General features: G+C 74.6%; 22 protein-coding genes. 9 read left to right on the top strand and 13 right to left on the bottom strand.

What is annotated here, in order from left to right:
• Positions 1–189: 189 nt before the first annotated feature.
• Entirely contained in the window at positions 190–2,376 is a 2,187-nt protein-coding gene (locus tag J0910_RS09150) for a tetratricopeptide repeat protein (RefSeq protein WP_420158093.1), read from the bottom strand.
• 193 nt (positions 2,377–2,569) lie between these two features.
• On the opposite strand from J0910_RS09150, the gene J0910_RS09145 reads away from it, so the two are divergent.
• Positions 2,570–3,706: a hypothetical protein gene (locus tag J0910_RS09145; RefSeq protein WP_420158092.1), complete on the top strand. Its 1,137-nt coding sequence runs from the start codon at positions 2,570–2,572 to the stop codon at positions 3,704–3,706.
• 90 nt (positions 3,707–3,796) lie between these two features.
• Here J0910_RS09145 and J0910_RS09140 read toward each other — a convergent pair whose 3' ends face one another.
• The gene (locus J0910_RS09140) at positions 3,797–4,480 is read right to left on the bottom strand and encodes a hypothetical protein (protein WP_420158091.1); all 684 of its coding nucleotides are present in this window, start codon (positions 4,478–4,480) and stop codon (positions 3,797–3,799) included.
• 368 nt (positions 4,481–4,848) lie between these two features.
• On the opposite strand from J0910_RS09140, the gene J0910_RS09135 reads away from it, so the two are divergent.
• The gene (locus J0910_RS09135; protein ID WP_420158090.1) at positions 4,849–7,029 is read left to right on the top strand and encodes an ADP-ribosylglycohydrolase family protein; all 2,181 of its coding nucleotides are present in this window, start codon (positions 4,849–4,851) and stop codon (positions 7,027–7,029) included.
• A gap of 201 nt (positions 7,030–7,230) precedes the next feature.
• Complete coding sequence (locus J0910_RS09130) at positions 7,231–9,051, top strand: DNA/RNA helicase domain-containing protein (RefSeq protein ID WP_420158089.1); 1,821 nt, start codon at positions 7,231–7,233, stop codon at positions 9,049–9,051.
• A gap of 47 nt (positions 9,052–9,098) precedes the next feature.
• On the opposite strand, the gene J0910_RS09125 is transcribed toward J0910_RS09130, so the two are convergent.
• From J0910_RS09125 to J0910_RS09115, 3 genes are read right to left on the bottom strand one after another with little or no spacing between them, the layout of a single operon-like run.
• A complete protein-coding gene (locus J0910_RS09125; protein ID WP_420161926.1) occupies positions 9,099–9,404 on the bottom strand; it encodes a nucleotide pyrophosphohydrolase in 306 nt (101 codons plus the stop codon).
• Between the two features lie 44 nt (positions 9,405–9,448).
• Positions 9,449–9,700: a DUF397 domain-containing protein gene (locus tag J0910_RS09120; protein ID WP_420158088.1), complete on the bottom strand. Its 252-nt coding sequence runs from the start codon at positions 9,698–9,700 to the stop codon at positions 9,449–9,451.
• A gap of 5 nt (positions 9,701–9,705) precedes the next feature.
• Positions 9,706–10,563, bottom strand: coding sequence for a helix-turn-helix domain-containing protein (locus J0910_RS09115; RefSeq protein ID WP_420158087.1), 858 nt, complete (start codon positions 10,561–10,563; stop codon positions 9,706–9,708).
• A 143-nt stretch (positions 10,564–10,706) separates the two neighbouring features.
• Between J0910_RS09115 and J0910_RS09110 the strand changes: the two genes are divergently transcribed.
• The 3 genes from J0910_RS09110 to J0910_RS09100 are packed head-to-tail and all read left to right on the top strand — an operon-like array spanning position 10,707 to position 12,192.
• Positions 10,707–11,012: a hypothetical protein gene (locus tag J0910_RS09110; RefSeq protein WP_420158086.1), complete on the top strand. Its 306-nt coding sequence runs from the start codon at positions 10,707–10,709 to the stop codon at positions 11,010–11,012.
• 2 nt (positions 11,013–11,014) lie between these two features.
• Positions 11,015–11,455, top strand: coding sequence for an ATP-binding protein (locus tag J0910_RS09105; RefSeq protein ID WP_420158085.1), 441 nt, complete (start codon positions 11,015–11,017; stop codon positions 11,453–11,455).
• A 53-nt stretch (positions 11,456–11,508) separates the two neighbouring features.
• Entirely contained in the window at positions 11,509–12,192 is a 684-nt protein-coding gene (locus J0910_RS09100) for an SWIM zinc finger family protein (RefSeq protein WP_420158084.1), read from the top strand.
• Positions 12,193–12,283: 91 nt separating this feature from the next.
• On the opposite strand, the gene J0910_RS09095 is transcribed toward J0910_RS09100, so the two are convergent.
• The 5 genes from J0910_RS09095 to J0910_RS09075 form a co-directional block, all read right to left on the bottom strand.
• Positions 12,284–13,024, bottom strand: coding sequence for a DUF6082 family protein (locus tag J0910_RS09095; RefSeq protein WP_420158083.1), 741 nt, complete (start codon positions 13,022–13,024; stop codon positions 12,284–12,286).
• Between the two features lie 71 nt (positions 13,025–13,095).
• On the bottom strand, positions 13,096–13,713 hold the full coding sequence (locus J0910_RS09090; RefSeq protein WP_420158082.1) for a DUF6879 family protein: 618 nt from the start codon (positions 13,711–13,713) through the stop codon (positions 13,096–13,098).
• Entirely contained in the window at positions 13,706–13,975 is a 270-nt protein-coding gene (locus J0910_RS09085; protein ID WP_420158081.1) for a hypothetical protein, read from the bottom strand. Before J0910_RS09085 ends, J0910_RS09090 begins: the two co-directional genes overlap by 8 nt.
• A gap of 340 nt (positions 13,976–14,315) precedes the next feature.
• Positions 14,316–15,215, bottom strand: coding sequence for an arylamine N-acetyltransferase family protein (locus tag J0910_RS09080; RefSeq protein ID WP_420158080.1), 900 nt, complete (start codon positions 15,213–15,215; stop codon positions 14,316–14,318).
• A 64-nt stretch (positions 15,216–15,279) separates the two neighbouring features.
• Complete coding sequence (locus J0910_RS09075) at positions 15,280–16,191, bottom strand: transcriptional regulator (RefSeq protein WP_420158079.1); 912 nt, start codon at positions 16,189–16,191, stop codon at positions 15,280–15,282.
• A gap of 234 nt (positions 16,192–16,425) precedes the next feature.
• Here J0910_RS09075 and J0910_RS09070 point away from each other — a divergent pair, with 234 nt between their 5' ends.
• Positions 16,426–17,181, top strand: coding sequence for a hypothetical protein (locus tag J0910_RS09070; protein WP_420158078.1), 756 nt, complete (start codon positions 16,426–16,428; stop codon positions 17,179–17,181).
• Between the two features lie 201 nt (positions 17,182–17,382).
• Positions 17,383–17,877: a hypothetical protein gene (locus J0910_RS09065; RefSeq protein ID WP_420158077.1), complete on the top strand. Its 495-nt coding sequence runs from the start codon at positions 17,383–17,385 to the stop codon at positions 17,875–17,877.
• Positions 17,878–18,343: 466 nt separating this feature from the next.
• On the opposite strand, the gene J0910_RS09060 is transcribed toward J0910_RS09065, so the two are convergent.
• Positions 18,344–19,273, bottom strand: coding sequence for a TIGR04222 domain-containing membrane protein (locus J0910_RS09060; protein ID WP_420158076.1), 930 nt, complete (start codon positions 19,271–19,273; stop codon positions 18,344–18,346).
• A gap of 270 nt (positions 19,274–19,543) precedes the next feature.
• On the opposite strand from J0910_RS09060, the gene J0910_RS09055 reads away from it, so the two are divergent.
• The gene (locus J0910_RS09055; protein ID WP_420158075.1) at positions 19,544–20,005 is read left to right on the top strand and encodes a DoxX family protein; all 462 of its coding nucleotides are present in this window, start codon (positions 19,544–19,546) and stop codon (positions 20,003–20,005) included.
• Positions 20,006–20,077: 72 nt separating this feature from the next.
• Here the strand turns inward: J0910_RS09055 and J0910_RS09050 are convergent, their stop codons facing one another.
• A complete protein-coding gene (locus J0910_RS09050; RefSeq protein WP_420158074.1) occupies positions 20,078–21,115 on the bottom strand; it encodes an ABC transporter ATP-binding protein in 1,038 nt (345 codons plus the stop codon).
• Entirely contained in the window at positions 21,112–22,134 is a 1,023-nt protein-coding gene (locus J0910_RS09045; protein WP_420158073.1) for an ABC transporter ATP-binding protein, read from the bottom strand. The genes J0910_RS09050 and J0910_RS09045 overlap by 4 nt, the downstream gene beginning before the upstream one ends.

The following is a 22,134-nucleotide window of genomic DNA, read 5'->3' as shown; positions in this document are numbered from 1 at the left end:
GTCTCCCCCGCCAACGGTCCGAGACCGGATTCCGGGCACCGCCGCAGCACCCGCCCGGCCGCCGGTGCCCGGCGCGGGCCGGGCGGAGCGGAGCCGTGCAGCACAGGGGCGGCGGAAGCGGCGCGGACCCGGAACGGGGCCTTCCGGCCGCGCGTCCTCCGGGAGCGGCCGCCCGCGGAACCCCTCGGGTCAGCCCTCCCCGCCTTCCTCCTCCAGGCGCCGCTCCAGGTCCCGGACGCGCGGGCCGCCGCCCTCGCGGTGGATCTCCAGGGCCCTGCGCAGGTGGCGGTCGGCCTCGCCGCGCAGGCCGAGGGCGGTGAGCGCGTCGGCCAGGGACTCCCTGGCCATCGCCTCGTAGTGGGAGTTCCCGCCCCGCCGCTCCAGGGCCTCGATCGCGGCGGTGAAGTACGGCAGGGCGCGCTGGTGGTCGCCCTCCTTCAGGTGGAGGTCGCCGAGGCTGGTGCGGACCCGGGCCGCCATCCGCTCGTCGGGCCCGGACAGGCCCAGGAAGCGGCCGAGGGCGTCCTCCAGCTCGGCGGCGGCCTCCTCGGTCCGGCCCAGTCCGGCCAGGGTGCGGCCGCGGAAGTAGACGGCGAGGGCGGCGCCCCGGCGCGCGTTCCGCCCGTCCTCCGCGGCGGAGCAGAGCTCTTCGGCCCGGGTGTAGGCGGCGAGGGCGCGCTCCGGGTCGACCAGGTCGAGGTAGCGGCCGTGGAACTCGTACACGGACGCCTTCAGCAGTAGGTCGTCAATCGATCCGGCGAGTTCCAGAGCCCGTTCGATCTGCTGCTTCGCCTGGTCCATCCGGCCCAGGTCGGCCAGTGCCCGGGAGACCGTGGTGCGCAGCCGGATCTCACCGTGGAGGCCGCCGTCCTCCCGCGCGGCCTCCGCGCCGAGCAGCCCGCTCTCCGCCCAGTCCTGCAGGTAGCGGATGTTCATGTAGAGCGCGGTGGACAGTACCGCGATCCGCCAGGCCCTGCCGTGCAGGCCGGCGGCCGCGGCCGCGCGCACCGCGGCGAGCAGCGTCCCGCGCTCGCTCCGGAGCCAGGCCAGCGCGGCCTTCTTCCCCTCATCCCCCTCCGGGAACGGGTCGCGGGCGCCTGCGGTCAGCGCGTCCAGGTCGACCGGGCTGGTCCGCTTCCCCATCACGGCGCGGTCGGCGAAGGCCAGCGGCACCATGAGCAGGTCGAGCATCCGCCGCAGCCGCCCGGTGCGCACCGCCGCGGAGTCCTCCTCCGCGGCGCGGTCCCGGGCGTCCAGCACGATCAGCCCGTGCCGGAAGCGGAACCGCCCGCCGGCCTCCTCGACCGTCAGGTTGGCCGCGGTGAGCTCGCCGAGGAGCGGCGCCGCGCCGCCCGGTCCCGCGTCCTCGCCGAGCGCCGCCGCGGCCAGCGCGGTATCGAACGCCTCACCCGGCCAGGCGCCCAGCGCCCGGTAGAGCTCCGCCGCCCCGCCGGAGAGCCGCCGGTAGGAGAGGCCGAACGCGGCGGAGAGGGTGGTGCCGCCGTTCACCCGGATCGCGGAGAGCCTGTGCTTCTCGTCGGAGAGCTCATCGGCGAGGGCGGTGGCGTCCGCGCGCCGGTCGCGGCCGAGCCGGCCTGCCACCATGACCAGCGCCAGCGGCAGGCCTTCGCAGGCGGCGACCAGGCGGTCCAGCGCGGGGCCGTCCGCGTCCCGGCCCAGCCGGGGGCAGAGGGCGCGCAGCAGCTCCCGGGCGTGCTCGTCCGGAAGGGGGTCGAGCGGCAGCGGAAGCGCTCCTCCGGGCTCGATGCTCAGCTCGGCCAGGGCCGGCCCGTCGCCGCAGGCCAGCAGGGCGCTCCGCGGTCCGGCGGGAACGAGCTGGCGCACCTGCGCGGGCTCTTCCGCGCCTTCCACGACCACCAGGACCGCGCCGCCGGCGGTGCGGTTCCGGTACTCGGCGAGCCGCCCCTCGTAGGTGCCGGGCAGGAACTCCTCGCGCACCCCCAGCGTGAGCAGGAACTGGGTGAGGGCCGCGTCGGGGTCGGCGCGCCGGGCGCCCCCGGTGCGGGAGTAGTCGTAGTAGAGCCGCCCGTCGGGGAAGCGCCCCGCGAACTCGTCGGCGGCGCGCAGCAGCAGGGCGCTCTTCCCGACGCCGCGCGGCCCTTCGCAGAGCACCACGCAGGTGCCGGTGGCGCGCTCCAGCAGGCGCCCGATCTCCTCCAGGTCGTGCTCGCGGTCGACGAAGACCGCGGGCGCGGAGGGCATGCTGGTCCGCGAGGACGCCCGGTCGCCGTCGACGACGATCGTCGTCCGGTGGGAGGTGCTGTGCACATCGCCGTGAACGGTCCCGACCTGCGCGGCCGAGCCCACGTCCCCGCCGATCTCATTGCGGTGCGGACGGCCGTCGTCGTTCTTCAAGGCGCCTCCTGCGCTGGGGTCCACAGGAAATCCCGGGGCCGCCGGGCGGCCCCGCGGGAATCAGGCCGACCTTACCCCGGCGGTACACCTTGCTCGCACATGGTGACCGGTTCGCGCCACATGGCCCGCCGGGCCGGGAGTCCGGGCATGACGGAAGGGTGCGCACCCCGGTGCCCTCGCGAGGAGGACGACCGTGACACTGCTGCCCGCCCGCTCCCCCGTCCCCGAGCATCCGTACCACCGGCTGGACGGCCGCGTCATGCTCCAGGTGAAGAGGGCCGAGGACGCCCCGCTGGCGGACGTCTCACCGCTGGACAGCGGCATCGTCTTCTGCGGGAGCAAGGCCGCCGAGGACCTTCGGGCGCTGACCTCCGGGCACGGCTTCAGCGGCCCGGTGCTCATCGACCCCGCCGCATACGAGCGATACGTCGCCACCCCCGAGCGACCGTTCATCGTCGGCCAGGCCTCCCTGTTCAACGACGATGAACTGGCGGAAGAACTCGACCGGCTGCTGAAGCAGAAGTCGCTGATGGCCATGACCCCGACCGGGTACCTGCGGGCCGGCGACACCCGGTCGCTCTCGGCCGCCGTCCACCGGGTCACCGGGTTGAACCGGAGCGACGTCCTGCTGACCGTCCCCATCGATGCGGGGTGGCTCACCGGGACCGCGTTTCCCGACCTGGTCTCGCTTCTGCGCCGGGCCCCGGTGCCCAAAGCCGTGATCCTCGGTGCCTCCTGGGACCCGCTGGACCGTGCCGGCGCCGCCGGGCGCCTCCGCGAGCTGTTCGAATCGGTCCCGGAGTGCGGCCTGCTCCGGACCGACCTCGCCGCGCTCGACGCCATGGTGCACGGCGCCGACTTCGCCGCCATCGGCGATTCCCCGTCGGCTCGGCACGCCCGCCCGCCCGGGCCCCGAGGGGGCGGTGCGCGTGCGCGCAGCAGCCCCGCCCTGCTCATCCCCCGGATGCTGACCTACCGCAGAGGGGAGGAGTTCGCGACCGTTCTCGCGGAAGCCGACCCGCCGCGATGCCCCTGCGACTTCTGCGCCCCCTGGATGCGGCGGAGGGGTCTCCGCGACGACGGCAGGCCGCTCACCTCGTTCACCACGGAGCTGGAGAAGGCGGAGGCGCACGCGCACAACCTCGCCGTGTGGAGTGCCCTGTGGAGCTGGGTCCAGAACGTGGACAGCCGGTCTCAGGGACTCTCGAAGTGGAAGCGGATCTGCGACAGGGCGGTAAAGGAGCACCGATTGCTGAACGAGCTCGCCCGGTCGGCGGGCGGCGGCTTCGAGATCCCTCAGGCACTGAAGACCTGGGCCGGCCTGGTCTAGTGCGATGGCGGCAAGGCCTGCGGCCCGGCCCCGCCGGGGAGCGGGCCGCGAGCGATCCGCGCCTCCCGCACCGCCTGCCGCAGGCGGAGGTCAGCGTTCCTCTGCGGCCAGCACCCGCTCGGCGAACTTCCATTTCAGTGCCGAGTGCCGGCGCGGCCGGAAGGGCTCCGGCGGGACCAGCGGCACGGTCTCCGAGCCGTCCCGCACGGCCAGGCCGACCCCGTAGTAGTCGGCCTCGGCGGCGGCCGAGGCGGCGTCGCGCGGGGGCCGGTCGGCGAGGGCGACGCGGGCGCAGAACGGGGCGAACCGGGCGGCGCGGGCGAGCGCCGCCCGCCAGGTGGGGCCGGTCGCGACGGCCAGTTCGACGCGGAGCGGGACCGCCGCCAGCCGGACCACCCGGCCGGCGTCCCGGGCGACCGCCCCCGGGGGCGCGGTGCGCAGAAGCGCGCGCTCGCGCCCGGCCAGCGACGCCTCCGGGACCGGTTCGCCCAGCGGCAGCCCCATCAGCGCCTCCAGCGCCCCGAGGCGGAGGATCGGCGGCTGCCCCGCCTCCCTCCGGCGGCGCAGCTCGGCCCGGTCCGGGCGGTGGAACAGCCACGCGGAGACGCCGAACACGCGCAGCCCGGCGCAACCGGTCCCGCCGCCGGGCAGGCCCAGCGCGCGGAGGGCGGCCTTCCCGCAGCCCAGCACCGCGGCGTCCGCCCCGCCCCGCCGGGCCGGAGCGGCCGCCGGGATGTCCAGGGGCAGGGTGCCCGCTTCGCCGTCCGTCCGCACCGTCCCGATTCTGCCGGATTCCGCCCGCCGCCGGGGCCGAACACGCGCGGAGGCCGCGCTCCCGCCCCCCGTCGCCGGCACCGGTTCCGGGGCCGGCCGACGGAAGGGCCGCGGCCTCCGCGGGCGGAGGCGGCCGGCCCGATACCGGAGCAGTCCGGGCGCACCGTCGGCACCTCCGTCTAAGGTCGTTCCATGGCACCCGCCCCGCTCGCCGACGGCAGCGGCGCCCGCCCCCTCCGGGCCGCCCGCCGCACCGGCAAGGTGCCCGAAAGCGGCGGTTTGGCCGCTTCTCGCCACACACCGCACAACCTGCAGCGCGCTCCGTACGGCACGATGGCGGTAGCGGTCACCACCGGAAGGACGCACCCGTGCACGTCTCCGCCCTTCTCGAATTCGACGCGGTCCCCCTGGAGACCGAGGACGAGGTCGCCGTTCTGCTCGACATCACGGCACCGGTCCGCGCCGAGCAGGAGGAGCGGCCTCCGTCGACGCTCCAGGTCGTGCTGGACCGCAGCTCCTCGATGAGCCGCGACGACCGGCTCGGCGGCGCGGTCCGCGCGCTGCTGTCCGTCGTCGACCGGCTCGACCCGGCCGACCGGTTCGGCGTGGTGGTCTTCTCCGACCAGGCCCGGGTGCTGGTCCCGGCGGGGCCGCTGACCGGCAAGGCCGCGGTGAAGGAGCGGATCCGCTCGGTGCGGGCGGGCGGCTCGACCGACCTGTCCAGCGGGCTGATGCGCGGGGTGCAGGAGGCCCGGCGGGCCTCCCAGGACGGCGGCGCCACCCTGCTGCTCATCTCGGACGGCCACGCCAACCAGGGCATCACCGAGCACGGCCGGCTGGCCGAGATCGCCCGGTCGGCGTACGTGTCGGGGGTCTCGGTGACCACCATCGGCTACGGGCTGGGCTACGACGAGGCGCTGCTGGGCGCGGTGGCCGACGGCGGCGCGGGGGACGCCCTGTTCGCCGAGGACCCGGACACCGCGGTCGGGCTCATCCAGGGCGAGGCCGACCACCTGCTGGCCAAGACCGCGCAGGCGGCGTCGCTGCGGATCCGCCCCGAACCGGTGGTCGGCGCCGTGGGCCTGATGGGCGGGCTGCCCGCGGACCGGCTGCCCGGCGGCGAGGTCATGGTCGAGCTCGGCGACTTCTACTCCGGCGAGCAGCGCCGGCTGCTGGTCCGGCTGGAGATCCCCGGCATCCCCCGGCTCGGGCCCGTCACGGTCGCCTCGCTGGAGACCACCTACGTCGATCCGGGCACGCTCGAATCGTTCACCGTGACGCTGCCGGTCCCGGTGAACGTGGTGCCCGGCTCGGAGGCGGCGGGCCGCGTCGCCGACCCGGCGGTCAGCACGGAGAAGGCCTACCAGCGGGCCCAGGAGGCCAAGCACACCGCGAGCGAGGCGCTGCGCCGCGGGGACAGGGGGGCGGCGGCGCGCGCCCTGGACGAGGCGCGGCGCACGCTCGGCGCCCAGCTGGACGCGGCCCCCGAGGAGATGCGCGGCGGCGTCGCCGACCAGCTCGCCGAACTCGACCTGCTGGCCCGGAGCGCGCGCCGGGACGACACCTCGCTCGCCGCGAAGGCCGCCTACACCAGCGGCCACAGCCAGAGCCGCAAGCGCGGCAGCCGGCAGCAGTCCTACGGGCAGAACCTCCGCCTGCCGCGGGCCGAGCGGAGCGCGCCCGCCTCGCGCCTCCTGCTGGCCTCGCTGGAAGGGCTGGCGGTGGGGGACGCCTTCGGCGACCGGCACTTCCCGACCGCCGCCGCGGGCCGCCCGGAGGGGGCGCTGCCGCCGGCGCCGTGGCCGTGGACCGACGACACCCTGATGGCCTGCTCGATCGCGGACCTGCTGCTCAGGCGGGGCCGCATCGACCCGGACGCGCTGGCCGCCTCGTTCGCCGAGCACTTCGACGTGGCCCGCAAGTACGGCGCGGCCACCGTGGACCTGCTGGAGCGGATCCGGGACGGCGAACCGTGGGCGGACCTCGCGGCCGCCCAGTTCAACGGCTCCGGCTCCTGGGGCAACGGCGCGGCGATGCGGGTCGCCCCGCTGGGCGCGTTCTTCTCCGGCGACCCGGACCGGGCCCGCACCGAGGCGGCGGCCTCGGCGTCGGTCACCCACACCCACCCGGAGGGCGCGGCGGGCGCGATCGCGGTCGCCGTCGCCGCGGCCACCGCCGCGGGCGACCCCGCCGCCACCGGCCCGCTCGTCCTCGACACCGCCGCCGAGCACACCCCGCCCGGCGCGGTCCGCGACGGCATCCTCCGCGCCCGCACCCTGCTGTCCGCCCCGCCCGCCACCGCCGCCCTGGCCCTGGGCACCGGCACCCGGATCAGCGCCCCGGACACCGTCCCCTTCGCCCTCTGGTCGGTCGCCGTGCACTGGGACGACTACGCGTCCACCGTCCGCGCCTGCGCCCTGGCCGGCGGCGACCGCGACACCACCGCCGCCATAGCCGGCGGCATCACCGCCGCCCGCACCGGCGCCGAGGGCATCCCGGCCGAATGGCGCCGCCGCACCGAGCCCCTGCCGGAGTGGGTGGACGGCTGACCTACCCCGACGACCCCGGCCTTCGACCGCTTTTCCCGGACCGCAGGGGAATCGGTAGGCTTTCCTCGACCGTGATGCGGCCCGACGGGCTTCCTCCACAGGCGGATATGCCCCCACCCGCACGATTCCTTTTCGTGCTGCCTGGGGTCCCCTGTGCCGGTATTCCGCCAATCCGCCGCGAGCCTCGCCGCCTACTCCCCGATGGAGGAACGGCTGGCGGCGCTCATCCGTGAGCACATCACCTGGACGACGGGGAGCGCCCCCGGACCTGCCGAGGTCCGGTCCTGGGAGCGGAGTCTCCCGCTCCTGGTCAAGGACCTCATGGACGCAGAACTCGGAGCGATCGACGTCACGGTCGAATACGGTCTCCCGTTCAGCAGCAAGCGCGTGGACGCTGTCCTCTCCGGCGTCCACCCCCGGACCGGTGAGGACAGCCATGTCGTCATCGAGCTGAAGCAGTGGAGCAGGGCGGAGGCCTGGGACTCCGACCCGACCCGGGTCCGGATCGGCGCCCCCTACGGCCCGCTCCTCCATCCGGTGCTCCAGGTCAGGGACTACTGCGAATACATCAGCGGTTTCGTGAGCTCTGTGCGGGAAGAGCAGATCCGCGGAGTGGCCTATCTCCATAACGCCGTGGACAAAGACGTCGCCGATCTCTTCGAGCTTCCCGGTGACCCTTACGGCGAGCTTTTCACCCGGCAGCGCCGCGGCGAGTTCCTCGATTTCCTCCGCTCTCGCCTGGCCCCGAAACCCGGCGCCTCCTCCGGGGACCGGCTGCACGCCGGACGCTGGAGTCCCAGCAAGCAGCTGATGCGGGTCGCCGCCGACGAGGTGAAGGGCCGCGAGCAGTTCGTGCTCCTGGACGAGCAGCACACCGCCTATCGAACGGTCATGCACGCCGTCGAGCGGGCCCACGCGTCCGATGACAAGACCGTGGTGATCATCAGTGGAGGGCCGGGAAGCGGCAAGAGCGTCATCGCCCTGTCCCTGCTCGGCGAGTTGTATCGGAACGGGACGACCGCACTGCACGCCACCGGTTCGCGCTCGTTCACGCAGACGATGCGCAAGGTCGCGGGCAAGGGCTCCTCCAGGGTCCAGAAGCTGTTCACGTACTTCAACAGCTTCATGGAGGCCAAGCCCAACGGCTTCGACGTCCTCATCTGCGACGAGGCCCACCGCATCCGGGAAACCTCGGCCGACCGGTACACGAAGGCCAGGCTGCGGACCGGCCGCCCCCAGATCGACGAGCTCATCTCCGCGGCGAGAGTCCCCGTCTTCCTCCTCGATGAGCACCAGGTGGTACGCCCCCAGGAGATGGGGACGGTGCAGGCCATCCGCGCCCATGCGGAGTCCAGAGGGCTGAAGGTGGAGCACATCCCCCTCGACGGCCAGTTCCGCTGCGGCGGAAGCGAGAAGTACGAGCGGTGGGTGCTGCGCCTGCTCGGTCTCGAAGCAGGAGGCCCCATCCCCTGGGGCGATGACGAGGAGATGTTCCGCCTGGCCGTCGCGGACTCCCCCGCCGACATGGAGGAGCGGCTCCGCCCCACCCTGGCCAGGGGGGACTCCGCCAGGATCAGCGCCGGGTTCTGCTGGCCGTGGAGCAAGGTGCGGCCGGACGGGACTCTGGAGAAGGATGTCCGGATCGGCGACTGGCACCGCCCCTGGAACAACAGGGGGAACAGGGAGATCGGCGGTGCGCCGCCCAGCGCGCTCTGGGCCACCGCCGAAGGCGGATTCGACCAGGTCGGATGCGTGTACACCGCTCAAGGGTTCGAGTACGACTGGTCCGGCGTGATCCTCGGCCCCGACCTGCTGTTCCGGGACGGCCGACTGATCATCGACCGCAAGGCCAACAAGGACCCCGACCTCCGCAAGAGCATGACCGACGAGGAGGCCGGCGCCCTGGTCCGGAACATCTACAAGGTGCTGCTCACCCGGGGCATGAAGGGCACGATCCTCTACTCGACCGACGCTGAGACGCAGGAGTACCTGCGAGGCCTGATCCCGTCCGCGAAGGGATGAGGCGGGAGCCGCGAGGCCCCCGCCCCGGTTCGATCACAGGGTTTCGGTCACGGAGTGCGGGGCGGGAACCGCTCCTCGTTGATGGCGACCTTCTCCTTGAGGGCGGCCTCCAGGTCGATGTCGAGGACGGTGGCCATGCGCAGGAGGTAGCTGAGGACGTCGGCCATCTCCAGGCGGACGGCCTTGGCCTTCTCCGGGTCGTCCATGACCCGGAGGGCCTCGTCCTGCTCCAGCCACTGGAATTCGGCGGCCAGCTCACCGGCCTCGCCGGCCAGGGCCATGGCGAGGTTCTTGGGGGTGTGGTAGCGGTTCCAGTCGCGGCGGTCGGCGAAGTCGGCCAGCAGGTCCTGCATTGACGAGATGCTCACCCGTCCATGCCTACCACCGGCCGACTCCGTCAGCGACCGGCTTCGCCCTTGCGGAGGCCGAGGAGGAAAGCGTTCCACTCGGCGGAGGGGAAGGCGAGCACGGCGGCACCGGGGTGCTTGGAGTCGCGGACTCCGACGGCGCCAGGGATGTCGGCTACTTCGACACAGTTGTTGTGCTGCCCGCTGTAGCTGCTCTTACGCCAGGGCGAGAGAGACACCTCGACGCAGTTCTCACGTCCCCCGCTGTAGCTGCTTTTACGCCAGGGCCACTTGTCGTTCAATCAGCTCACTCTTCGATGGATGACTCGATGATCTTGTCGATAAGGCTAAGGGACCGGATAGGACTCAGTGCGTCCGACTGTGTACGGCTCATCATCGAAGCGAACTCCCTGACCTCTTCCTCCTCTTCCAGGTACAGCGTGGAGGTAGGGGTGTCCACATAGGCGAGGCTCGCGTCCAGGGGGTCTGGGAACTCCATCAGCGTGAAGCTACCGCTCGTCGCCGCATGGGCGCCCGCTGCGAACGGAAGTACATGCAGATCGACGTTATGACGGGATGCCATGTGTTTGAGGTGGCGCAACTGCGTCCGCATCACCTCCGCTGAACCGACCTTCCGCAGGAGAGCCGCTTCGTCGATCACCGCGACGAAGTCTGGAGGATCCACCTTGTTCAGAATGCCCTGACGCGCCATACGCGCTTCGACCAGCTTGGCTATCTCGCCCTCCGGAAGGAGGCGATAGGCCCGGAACACCTCGGCTGCGTAATCAGGAGTCTGCAGGAGACCAGGGACCACCTGCGCCTCATAGGTACGGATCGCACTGGCCTCAGCCTCAAAGTCCGGCAGGCCACCAGGGAACGCGCTCTTGTACTTCGACCACCAGCCGCGCTCCTTCGCCAGACGCGCGCACTCGTGGAGAGCCTCGCGCTCGACCTCACCAGAGACCTCATAGAGGTCCAGCAGCTTGTCGAGCTCGGCTGCAGGGAGCCGTTTCTGCTCGCCGCTCTCGATTTTGGAGATCTTCTGCTGCGGCCACCCGAGGGCCGCCCCCGCCTTGGCAGCGGTGAGCTTCCGCTGTTCCCGGTACCTCCGTAGTTGAGCCGACAGGCGCCGCCGCCGGACGCTCGGACTGTAGCTCCTCTGCATGCGTGGCAGTGTAGACCCCTCTCCAGAAATCCGGGTAACACTGATTTTTTATTGCTATTGAGGGTCACCCGCTATAAACTCAGTGCAACCGAAGACACCCTCAGTGTCGCATCGCCGACGGGGGTCTCACAGGAGGTTTCACCATGTCCGAATGTCGCTCGGCTGGGGCTTCCGGGTCCCGCACCTCCCTCCTCACTCACCTGCTCACCGCCGTCCGCGCCCGCGGTGGCCAGGCGCTTCTCGCGCTCGGGGAGACCGAGCACCCCGTCCTCTACGTCCGGTACCGGGGCCGGACGATCCCGGTGGTCGTCGTGCAGGCGACCGGCGGCGGGCACTGGTTCATCTGGGGAAGGTCCTCGTTCCTGGACACCTCGCAGGTGGAGCGGGCCGCCGAGGTCCTGGCCCCCGCGCCGCCCCTCCGGCCGGCGCGGCTCAGGGCGGTGGCGTGACGATGGGCGCGCCGTCTCCGGGGCGGGTCGCCACCGTCTCCGCGTTCTGGACGCTGCCCGGCGAGGCCGCCTACTGCCCGTGCGCACGCGCGATGACCAGGGCCGCGCTCTCCGATGTCCCGCGGGTGGCCGAGGACGCCGAACTGGTCATCGCGGAACTGTTCTCGAACGGCTGCCGGCACACCCGCAGCGGTGAGGCGGGCGGCAGCATCGACCTCAGCGTCAACCTGCTGGCCGACGGCCTGACCCTGATCTCCGTCGCCGACGAGGGGCCTCCGTGGTCCGCGCCGGGGCTGCGTCCGCTCCTCCCCCCGCTCCCGCCTTCCGGCCCGCTCCGCACCGGCCTGCACGGGCTCCGCCTCGTCGCGTCGGTCTCCGACGAGTGGGGGTGCGACGACAACGAACGCGGCGGCCACACCGTCTGGGCCGCGTTCCGGCCCTAGCGTCTCCGCGAACGGGCGGCGCGCACCCGGCCGATCGCCTACAGTCCGGTTCCATGGCCCCCTTCAGCATCGAAGACCTGCGCTCCGCGACCGATCCCGCCTGGTTCGAGCGCGGACGGCGCTACCACTCCCAGGGGCGGGCCCGCTCGCTCCGCCTCTCTCCCGGGCGGGTCACCGCGCTGGTCGAGGGGACCCGTCCCTACCGGGTCGAACTCGTGTGGGGGCGCGGGCTCCCCGCGACCGTGTGCAGCTGCCCTCTGGGGCAAGACGGAGCCGACTGGTGCAAGCACGCGGTCGCCGTGGCGCTGGCCTGGCTCGCGGCCGGAGCCGAAGAGCCCGGACCGCCCGATTCCCCGCCGGACCTGCGCGGCTTCCTCAGCGAACAGGAGCCGGAGTGGCTGGTCGAGCAGCTCTTGGAGCTCACCGAAGAGGATCCGGCCGTGCGCGCCCGCCTCGAAGGCGCGGCCGGTGCGGACGCCGCCGTCGACACCGCCCGCGCCGACCTGGAGCAGGCCATAGCGGACTACACCCCCGACCCCGACGGCTGGGGCCCGGAGGGCGCCACCGGCGAGCGGCGGCTGGACCGCGCCATCGACACCCTCGATGTACTCGCCGGTTACGGCTACGGCGCCGAGGTCGTCGGACTCGCCCGCGAGGCCGCCGCCCTCTTCGACGACGTGCACGGCGGCCACGAGGACGGGTTCAGCGACCGCCTGCACGAGCTGGCGGAGGGCTGACCGCCGCGCCCCCTTCCGATGATCTTGACGTTGCGGGGGTATCAGAGCGCTCTGATACCCCCGCAACGTCAAGATCATCGGCCTGGGCGGCCTAGCGGAAAAACCTGCGGGCGGACGAGCGGCGGCGCGGGCGTGGCCGGGAGGCTTCGAGACGCCTGGCGAGGAGTGCCGCGCCGAGGCCGGCAAGGAGGCCGGCGGCGGCTCCGGCCGCGGTGGGGAGGGCGACGGCGGCCGGTGGGCGGGCGGGTACCGGGGGTTCCTCCGGAGCCGGTGGCGGGGCGGGTGCCGCCGGGCGGTGCGGGTGGCCGGCGAACTCCTCGTCGAGGATCGCGTGGAAGCGGCGGCTGCGCCGGGTTCCGGCAGTGGAGATGCGGACCTCGCGGGCTTCGGACCAGAAGTCCCAGCCGACCCGGCCCGCGAAAAGCCGTGCCGCGAGGGCGCGGAGGTGGGCGTCGTCGATGGAGCGGGACTCGTAGGCCATCTCCCACTGCGACAGGATCATGTTGGTGTACATGCTCTGCCGCTGGGCGATACCGCCGACGTCGGTGAGGTTCTCACCCCAGCAGGCGGCGTAGACCGGATCCTCCATCGCCATCCGGAGCAGTTCCGCGTTGGACTCCCGCAGGGCGTTCTCCCTGGACAGGCGGGTCTCCCGGGCCTGCAGGACGAGGGTCGCGGCGACCCCGATCAGCGCCACGCCCGCGAGCAGCGCCGAGGCCGCGCCGTAGGTCTGGCCGATGAAGCTCAGCCGCTCCCAGTACCCGGGGCCGCCGCCGAGGCCGTCCAGGACGAGCGGCGAGAGGCCGAGCAGGGCGGCGGCGATGACGAACACCAGGACCAGCGAGAGCAGCGGCCAGGGGCGGAACGCGCCCCGGTCGGCTCCGCGCGGCGGGCGGGCGCGGTTCAGCGCCGGGCCGGGGCCGCCGGTGCGGGCAGGCCCGCGATCTCCCGGTCGAAGAACGCGGTCAGCGGCTCGGCCCGGGCGAAGAGCCCCGCCAGCTGCGCTGCGCAGCGCGCGATCGCCCCGGGGTCGTCGATCCTGCGGCCTCCGCATGGGGCCCCTTCCCCGTCGTAGCGGACTTCGTACATCACCCTCTCCCCGAGTATGACGACCTCGGGGAGGGGGCGGTGCCGCTCCAGCCCGGCGACCTGGTCGGCGCGCAGGACCCGCAGCGACTGGCCGGCCTCGGCCAGCATCCGCAGGAACTGCATCTCCCACTGCACGTACGGGGTGACCGGGAACTCGACGATCCTGATCCGCCTGGTGGCGATGCCCTGCTCGGCGTCCTGGCGCGCCATCGCGACGGCCTCGGCGCGGTCCCGCTCGTTGAGTTCCAGGGACCGGTCCCAGTCCCCCGCCGCGAACGCCTCCCAACTGGCGTCGCCGTGCTCCTTGAACGCCTGCCCGCGCTCCAGTTTCCAGAACACCCCTCGGGTACGCCGGTATTCGGCCCAGTAGTCGGCGAGGTAGTCGGGGCTCGGCATCCCCCTTCCCGGCAGGTCCGCCACCTTCTCAAGCATCAGGGATCTCCCTCTTCGCCTCGGTCAGCATGATCCTGGGAATGACCACCAGGCTCTCGTCGTCTCCGATACTGACCTCCGAGGGCAGCCGTCCGCGATAGGCACGAGTGAGATCGCGGCCGATCACCGCGAAATCCCCGTTGTCGAGCTCCCATATGTCCGGGCATTGCGGACCTGCCTTGGTCACTCCCAATTCAATGGGCGATCTCCCGATTCGCCGGTTGAACTCTGATTCCGGATCGGCCTCCCAGGGGCGGGGCATGCGGGGGTCCTCCGATCGTGCCGGGCTCGCGTGCCCCGCCCATACCCGGGTTCGCGCCCTGGACACGGCCCCGGCGGGTAAGGCTTCCTTCACCTGCCGGTTCCGGCCATTCGGATTCATCCGTGCCTTCCCCGAACGCCGGAGGGGACCGGTGGACCCATGGGGGCACCGGCCCCGATGGCGCCGCGGAAGGATTCCCCGGGCAGCGGAGAATCCATTCGCACGGCACTCGGGCGATATCGGACCGGGGCTTCCGCGCCACCGCTTTCAGGAGAAACGGAAAGGGACTTTCGGAACTCCGGCGCATTTCGCCCGCATGATCGCCGGGAGGGCGCCGGGCTCAGCCCGAAGAGGCCGGGGCCCGGCGGGCGAGCCAGGCCTCCGTCTGGGTGCGGGCCCTGGTGTAGAGGCGGGCGGTGTCCAGGGAGGCGGTCGGGATGCCGAAGCGGGTGGACAGGGCCGTCTCGAAGGCGGCCTGGTCGGGGAGGAGGAGGCGGTGCTTGCCGCCGGGGCCGTCGGTGGTGAGGGCGGTGCCGCGGAGGGTGAGGGTGCGGTCGGGGAGCGGGCGCTGGACGATGAGGGTCTGCACGAAGCTGGACTCCGGCGAGGTGGACTGGCGCAGGTGGTGCGGGGCGAAGGCGGAGAGGGGCAGCGGTTCGGTGCGCATCCGGTAGCCCGGCACCGCGCCCCATTCGTGGTGGCCGACCCACCACTCGCCGTCGGCGAGGCGCTCCACCTCGTAGGTGAAGGGGCCCTGGGTGTGGCGGCCGGGGCGGAGCGGCAGCGGGTCGGTGAAGCCGTCGCCCAGGCCGGTGTCGGCGATCCAGGTGGTGCCGCCGGCCCGGACCAGCAGGGCCAGGTGGTTGCCCCAGACCGGGGCCGGGTCGTCCTTGCGGCCGACCGCCGCGATGACCCGGGCGACCTGGAATCCCAGCGCCTCCAGCAGCAGCGCGAAGGCGCCGTTGAGCTCGTAGCAGTAGCCGCCCCGGCCGGGCGCGGTGATCTTGGCCAGGACCCCGGCGGAGCTGAGCGGTTCGGTGCGGCCCAGCTGGATGTCGAGGTTCTCGTAGGGGACCGAGGCGAGCTGGGCGCGGTGCAGGGCCCGCAGGGTGGACGCGTCGGGGGTGCGGGGGCCGGTGCGGCCGAGCCGGGCCAGGTAGGCGGTGACGTCGACCGGCCCGGGGCCGGAGGGGCGGTGGTCGGGGGCGTGTGCCCGGGCCGGGTCGGTGGTGAGGTCCATGGAGCGGAGGCTAGCGGGCGGGTGCGGCGCGCTGCGGGGGGCCGGCGCCTTGGGGGGCGCGGGGTCATCGGAGCGCCTCGGCGACCTCGGCGACCAGCTGCCGCGGGCGGGCGAGGTCGTCGCCGGTGAACCTGAGCAGGCGCAGACCGGGGCGGGCGCGGCGGAGGCCGCGCTCCTGCTCCGGGGAGAGGCGGTGGTCGGGGTCGGCGACGACCGGGCCGCGCTCCCACCAGAGCGGGGCGCGGGCCGCCCCGCCGCCGGGGAGCGGGACCGGGTGGTGGAGGTCGTCCGGGGAGACGCCGGCGTCGGCGCAGACCAGCCGGATCCGGGTCTCCAGCGGGCTGCGGGCGCGCGGGTCGGCCAGCCACCACCACCGCTCGGAGGCGGCCCCGCCGGCCCTCGCCTCGTTCAGCCCCGGCTGCTCGAACAGCCTCCGGCCGGTGATCAGCCCCTGGGCCAGGGCCGAGTCCATGAGCGAGACGGCGGTGTCCCGGTCGACGCAGAGCACGGTGTCGCGCAGGGTGCGGGCGGGGTCGGTGACCGGGAGCCCCTCCCGGCAGGCCAGTTCGTGCCGGCCGACGTACCAGGTGCTGATCCGGACTCCGGGCGGCCGCGCCCGGCGGCAGGAGGCGGGCACGGTCATGTGCACCGCCCCGCCGTTCCAGGCGGGCAGGCCCTCCATCCCCCACAGCCGCGCCGCGGTGGGCCCGGAGGCGACCGCCCCCGGCCCCAGCGCCAGCTGGGCGGCCTTCACCGCCCTGCGCAGCCGTCCGACCGCGGAGGGGGTGCGCTCCGCGGACGCGGCGCGCACGGTGTAGACGTCCGGCAGCAGGCGCCCCCACTCGCGGCGGCGCAGCAGCAGGTGGATGCGGTTGTCGTCGATGCCGAAGTGCCGGGCCTGCCGGTGGCTGATCAGCCCGTACTGGCGGGAGGCGGTGTTCAGGACTTCGCGGATCTCGCGGGGGTGCAGACGCATGCCTCCACGGTGCGCTCCCGGGGCCGGTTCCGGTAGGGCGGGCCATCGGGCTGTGGACAACTCCGCGGTACCCCTGTGCAGAACCTGAAAAGCCCGGTGCGCAGTGGTTTGCGGCGCGGCGCCGGGCGATAGCATCGCCGGGTCGGGCACGGCGCTCCGGGCGCCCCGCGCCGCGGGGCGCCGCCGGGGCCGGCGGGAGCCACAGGAGCCATGGGAACGGACGACACGACGCAGATGGAAAACGAAACGACCCAGGTCATGAGCAGGACGGGCGAGTTCTCCACCACGCTGGGCTGGGAGGAGTCGACGCGCAACCGGTTGGCCGCGGCGATGGACCGCTTCTCCGGGCCGCTGGCCGACCTGGTGGAGCGCGACGCCAACGACGGCGACACCCGCATGCTGATCACTGATTTCCTGAGCTACGGCCTCAACTTCAGCAAGTACGAGGAACTCACCACCGAGTACCGCACCAGCGGCGACTCCATCGACTACGCGCTCCGCCTGGACGGGAAGCTGTTCGCGCCGATCGAGGTGAAGCGGGTCGGCCAGACCCTCGACGCGCGCAACCTGCAGCAGGCCCGGCGGCTCGCCCTGGACGAGGGCGCCGAATGGCTCATCCTCACCAACGGCCGCGCCTGGCAGGTCTACCACCTGCGCCCCGACCCCGACGGCGGTACGCCCAGCACCGTGCGGATCATCGACGTGGACCTGACGGCCGAGGGCGAGGAGGCGCACAACCGCAGCGTGGACGCCCTGTTCCACATCACCCACGAGGCCATCGAGCACGGCCGGCTGGACGACCTCCGCAAGTGGCGGGAGGCGGTCGAGCCGGGCCCGCTGGCCGAGGTGCTGCAGAGCGGGCCGGTCGTCCGCGCCCTCCGCCACGAGCTGCGCCGGATCACCGGCCACTCCGGCCACATCGGGGACGACGAGGAGATCCTGCGCACCCTGGCCGAGCAGATCATCGAGCGCCGGATCGCCCCCTCCTGACCGGTGCGGGCACGGCGGCAGGCGCCCTTGCGCGCGGGCGCCCGCCGGCCCTCGGGCACCGCTGCCGGAGCGGCGCCCCCGGACATCGGGCCCGGGGCGGCGGGCCGGACCCGTGGCGCGCCGCGGGGCACCGGCGCCCGCCCGGAGGCGGACGGCCGCTATAGCGTTGAAGCCCGACCCGACTCCGGAGAGGACGACCACATGCCGGACCACGCCACCTCTGGACACGTCAGACAGCTGGCCCGCGGGCGCCGCCGCAGCCCCGCGGTGGCGGCCCTCACCGGGCTGCTGGAGCGGACCGGAGCCGTCTCCCGGGTCGACTCCGTCTTCGGCGATCCGGTCTCGGCCGGCGGCGCGACGGTGGTCCCGGTCGCGCGGGTCCGGCACATCGCCTCGGCCGGGCTGGCCGCGGGCCGGGTCCCCGGAACCGGGGCCGACGGCGGCGGGGGCGCCGGCTACGCCAGCGTCCGCCCGATGGGCTACATCCTGCTGCACGGGGGCGGGGCCGAGTTCCGCCCGATCCGCAGGCCGGCGGCGCTGCTGGTGCTGCCCCTCGCCGTGATCACCGCCGCCACCGCGGCCCGCATCGTCGGCGTCTCGGTCCGCGCGGCCCGCCGGCGCCGCCGGGACCGGCTCACCGGCCGCTGCGGCTCCGCCCCGGCCGCCGCACCCGCTGAGGAGGCGGCGGAGGACTGACCCGCCCGCCGCAGGAAGTGCGCGGACCGCGCCCGCCCGGTGCCCGACCGGGGAGCCGCCCCACCGGTTCGCCCCGGATGCCCTGCGGGACGGTCGCCGGGGCGGCGGAGCGCGGACGCCCGCTGGGCGGCCGCGCCCTGGGCGGGCCCGGGAGGAGGTCCGGTTCCGGGGCTCAGCTTGTTCTTCAACCTCGGGGGCGGCCGGAGCACCGAGGCGGCCGACCGGTGGACCTGACCTGTGATCGCCGCCCGCACCCGGCTCCGCCCGGCCCGCCCCGGCCGCCGAGGACCTGCGCCGCCCCCGGGAGCGACCCCGGCCACCGGCGCGGGCGCGGCGGGGAGGCTTCGCGGAGGGCAGGCCCCACGGCGGGCGGTGTGCGCCTTCGGCGCGGGCCGGCCGCACCGCAGGCGGGCCGCGCAGCGCGAGGCGGCCCCACCAGGCGACCGGCCGGACACCCGACAGCCTCTCAGCCTGCTCCGGGAGGGCGGTCGGGCGCCCTGCAGCCCGCGGCGATGCGCAGCAGGTCCTCCAGGGCGACCGTGCCGTCCGGGGCCGCCGGCCAGGGGAGGGCGCCGCGCTCGTGCGGCGGGGTCCCGTCCATGGCGGCCATGGCCGCGAACCCGGTGAGGGCGGTGAAGCGGAGCGCCTCGCCGGTCCGCAGCGGCACCGCCGGGTCGGCGCCGTCCGCCGCCTCGCGCTCCTCGGCGAGCAGCCGGGCCCCGGCCGGCGTCCGCGGCTCGGGGCGGCCCGCGGCCCGGTCCGCCAGCACGGCCGCCCCGAGCAGGCAGAGCAGCAGCACCGCGCCGAGGAGCCCCCAGCGGGGCGAGGCGCCCGGCAGCGGGTCGGCCGCCAGGTTCAGCGCCGCCCAGAGCACGAGCGGTACGGCGAGGACTCCGATGAGCCGCAGCGCCCCCGTCCGGGCCGCGCGGGCGCCCGGCAGGCGCGGGTCGTCCCGGTAGAGGCCGAGGCCGGCCAGGCGCCGCACGGTCTGCGGGTGCTCGCCGGCGGCCGCCGCGGACAGTGCCGCCGCCGGGTCGGCCGGGCCGCCGCCGAGCGTGCGCAGCAGCGCCCACCCGGCCTCGGAGTCCTCCGGCGAGGGGCCCGGCGGAGCGGCCCGCTCGAGGAGGCCGCCGCTGCCCCGGCGGACCCGCCCGGACAGGACGAGGGCGGTGAGCGCGGTCTCGGCGGCGCGCCGCGGCCCGCCCGCCAGGAAGCCGAGCTCCTCCGGGGTGAGCGCGCCGGCCGGCGCGCCCGGTCCGGGGGCGGCGGGGGCGCGGTGCAGCAGGTGCGCGCGGGCGATGCGGACCAGGGCGAACAGGGCGGCGGCCCAGGCGGCGAGCAGCGGCCACATCTGCGGCCGGAGCAGGACCGCCCACCACTCCGCGTCCTCCGGCATCGCGCCTCCCCGCCGCCCGTTCCGCCCGGTCCCCCCAGTCTCCCGGCCCATCGGCCCGATGAGGGGCGCGGACACCGCTTCCCGCCGCCCCGCCCCGCGCGCGGGACCGGCGCCCGGGCCGGGGCGCGGTGCGCGGCCCCGATCAGTTAAGAAACCTATCTATTTGAGCGCCGGTGAATTACGATGCGTCTCCCCGGGCGAAGGCCGAGGTCTCAACGGTGCGACGCGGCCCTGCCGGGACCACCCCGCTCATGCAACGCAGGAGATTCCATGACCGAGAAGGCACCGGAGTCCGCCCCGCGCACCGGAAGCACCGTCCCCGCCGACATCGCCTCCCTCATCGGCCGGCTCGCCGTCGGCTCCGTCTTCATCGCCCACGGCCTTCCCAAGGCCACCGACCCGCAGGGGGCCGCGCAGGACTTCGCCGCCCTGGGCGTCCCCTTCCCCGGCCCGTCCGCCCTGCTGGGGGCCGCCGTCGAGGTGGGCGGCGGCCTGGCGCTGATCATCGGCCTGGCCCTGCCGCTCGCCGGGCTGGCCCTGGCGCTCATGATGGCCGGCGCCTACTACTTCGCCCATGTCGGCGCCCCCCTGGTCGGCGGCTACGAGCTCCTCCTGGTGCTGGGCGCGTCCGCGCTCGCGCTGGGGTTCACCGGGGGGCGCTACTCCCTCGACGGCCTCCTGCCCTGGGGCCGCCCCGGACGGTCCGGCGCCGCGCGGGCGGCCGCCGCCTGACCGGAGGGCGCCCGGCTCACGCTCGCGGCCCGCACCGGCGGCGGACCCCGGGCGGCGCGGCGGGCGGGTCCGTCACGGGCCCGCCCGCCGCGGCGGGGCCGCGGTGTCCGGGGCGATCTCGCCCGCGGCGATCCGCTCCGCGTAGTGGCAGGCGACCTTGTGGCCCCCGGCCACCGGGCGCAGCTCGGGGCGGTCGGTGGCGCACAGCTCCTCCTGGCGCCAGGGGCAGCGGGTGTGGAAGCGGCACCCGGGCGGCGGATCCGCGGGCGAGGGGAGGTCGCCCCGGAGCAGGATCCGGCGGCGGCCGTCCTCGACCGCCGGATCGGGCACCGGGACCGCGGAGATGAGCGAGCGGGTGTAGGGGTGCAGCGGTTCGGCGTACAGCCCGTCGCCGGGGGCCTCCTCGACCAGGGCGCCCAGGTACATCACCCCCACCGTGTCGCTGACGTGCCGGACCACCGCCAGGTCGTGCGCGATCACCAGGTAGGCCAGGCCGCGCTCGCGCTGCAGCTCCTCCAGCAGGTTGAGCACCTGGGCCTGGATCGAGACGTCCAGCGCGGAGACCGGTTCGTCGCAGACGATCAGCTCCGGGGAGAGCACCAGGGCGCGGGCGATGCCGACGCGCTGGCGCTGCCCGCCGGAGAACTCGTGCGGGTAGCGGGGCAGGGCGCGCGCGGACAGCCCGACGGCCTCCAGCGCGTCGACCACCGCCGCCCGGCGCGCGGCGCGGTCCGCGCCCAGACCGTGCACCTCCAGCCCCTCCAGCAGCAGCGACTCGACGTTCTGCCGCGGGTCGAGGCTGCCCAGCGGGTCCTGGAAGACCATCTGCACCCGGCGGCGGGAGCGGCGCAGCTCCTCCGACCGCAGCCCGGCCAGGTCGACGCCGCCCAGCCGGACCCGCCCGGCGGTGACGTCCACCAGGCGCAGCACCGCCCGGCCCAGGGTGGTCTTCCCGCAGCCGGACTCCCCCACCAGGCCGTAGGTGGTCCCGGCGGCGACGGACAGGCTCACCCCGTCCACCGCGCGGACCCGGCCGACGGTGCGCTCCAGCAGGATGCCGCGGCGGATCGGGAAGTGGACCTCGAGGTCCTCGATCTCCAGCAGGCTCATCGTCCCTCGCTCTCCTCACCCGGTGCGGGCTCGGTCGGGTGCAGGCAGCGGAAGCGGTGCCCGGCGCCCCGCTCGCGCATCGGCGGCGGGCCGCCCAGGCAGTCGTCGGCGAAGCGGTCGCAGCGGGGCGCGAACGCGCACCCGTCGTCCCAGTCGATCGCCTCGTCGACGGTGCCGCGGACCGGCGTCAGCGGCTCGTCGCGCGGGGCGTCCAGGCGGGGGATGGAGCCGAGCAGCCCGGCGGTGTAGGGGTGGGTGGGCGCGGCGAACAGCTCGTGCCGCTCGGCCCCCTCCACGGTCCGGCCGGAGTAGAGCACGTTGATCTCGTCGCAGAGCCCCGCCACCACGCCCAGGTCGTGGGTGATCATCAGCAGCGCGGTGCCCTCCTCGGCGACGAGCCCGGAGAGCAGCTCCAGGATCTGGGCCTGGATGGTGACGTCGAGCGCGGTGGTGGGCTCGTCGGCGATCAGCAGCCGCGGCCGGCAGGCGACCGCCATCGCGATGAGGGCCCGCTGGCGCATCCCCCCGGAGAGCTCGTGCGGGTACTCGCGGAGCCGCCGGGCGGGGTCGGGGATGCCGACCCGGTCGAGCAGCTCGGCGGCCTGGTCCCGGGCGGCGGCGCCCTTGAGCCCGCGGTGCCGGGTGAGCACCTCGGCGACCTGGCGGCCGATCGGCACCACCGGGTTGAGCGAGGAGAGCGGGTCCTGGAAGACCATCGCGATCTCGGAGCCGCGCAGGTCGCGCATGCGCGCGGCGGGCAGGGCGAGCAGGTCGGCCTCGCCCCCGCCGCCGAGGCGGAACCGGGCCGTGCCGCCCACCCGCACGCCGCGCGCGGGCAGCAGGCCCATCAGCGCCAGCGAGGTGACGCTCTTGCCGCACCCGGACTCCCCCACCAGGCCGGTGATCCGGCCCTCGTCCAGGGAGAAGGAGATCCGGTCGACGGCCTGGACGTCGCGCCGCCGGCGGCGGGTGAAGGCGACCGAGAGCTCGTCCACGTCGAGCAGCGGGCGTCGGCTCAT

It is taken from the genome of Nocardiopsis oceanisediminis, assembly GCF_048595525.1.
Lineage (GTDB): Bacteria > Actinomycetota > Actinomycetes > Streptosporangiales > Streptosporangiaceae > Nocardiopsis_A > Nocardiopsis_A oceanisediminis.
The sequence above is the reverse complement of the archived record's forward strand: the minus strand, read 5'-3'. Positions and strand labels throughout refer to the sequence as shown.

Coding starts and splice junctions, on each gene's coding strand:
- J0910_RS09075 (WP_420158079.1), bottom strand. CDS start 16,191: ATGCGTCTGCACCCCCGCGAGATCCGCGAAGTCCTGAACACCGCCTCC.
- J0910_RS09115 (WP_420158087.1), bottom strand. CDS start 10,563: ATGCAGAGGAGCTACAGTCCGAGCGTCCGGCGGCGGCGCCTGTCGGCT.
- J0910_RS09100 (WP_420158084.1), top strand. CDS start 11,509: ATGGCCCCCTTCAGCATCGAAGACCTGCGCTCCGCGACCGATCCCGCC.
- J0910_RS09055 (WP_420158075.1), top strand. CDS start 19,544: ATGACCGAGAAGGCACCGGAGTCCGCCCCGCGCACCGGAAGCACCGTC.
- J0910_RS09090 (WP_420158082.1), bottom strand. CDS start 13,713: ATGCTTGAGAAGGTGGCGGACCTGCCGGGAAGGGGGATGCCGAGCCCC.
- J0910_RS09105 (WP_420158085.1), top strand. CDS start 11,015: ATGGGCGCGCCGTCTCCGGGGCGGGTCGCCACCGTCTCCGCGTTCTGG.
- J0910_RS09080 (WP_420158080.1), bottom strand. CDS start 15,215: ATGGACCTCACCACCGACCCGGCCCGGGCACACGCCCCCGACCACCGC.
- J0910_RS09045 (WP_420158073.1), bottom strand. CDS start 22,134: ATGAGCCGACGCCCGCTGCTCGACGTGGACGAGCTCTCGGTCGCCTTC.
- J0910_RS09050 (WP_420158074.1), bottom strand. CDS start 21,115: ATGAGCCTGCTGGAGATCGAGGACCTCGAGGTCCACTTCCCGATCCGC.
- J0910_RS09085 (WP_420158081.1), bottom strand. CDS start 13,975: ATGCCCCGCCCCTGGGAGGCCGATCCGGAATCAGAGTTCAACCGGCGA.
- J0910_RS09110 (WP_420158086.1), top strand. CDS start 10,707: ATGTCCGAATGTCGCTCGGCTGGGGCTTCCGGGTCCCGCACCTCCCTC.
- J0910_RS09060 (WP_420158076.1), bottom strand. CDS start 19,273: ATGCCGGAGGACGCGGAGTGGTGGGCGGTCCTGCTCCGGCCGCAGATG.
- J0910_RS09065 (WP_420158077.1), top strand. CDS start 17,383: ATGCCGGACCACGCCACCTCTGGACACGTCAGACAGCTGGCCCGCGGG.
- J0910_RS09130 (WP_420158089.1), top strand. CDS start 7,231: ATGGAGGAACGGCTGGCGGCGCTCATCCGTGAGCACATCACCTGGACG.
- J0910_RS09125 (WP_420161926.1), bottom strand. CDS start 9,404: ATGCAGGACCTGCTGGCCGACTTCGCCGACCGCCGCGACTGGAACCGC.
- J0910_RS09070 (WP_420158078.1), top strand. CDS start 16,426: ATGGAAAACGAAACGACCCAGGTCATGAGCAGGACGGGCGAGTTCTCC.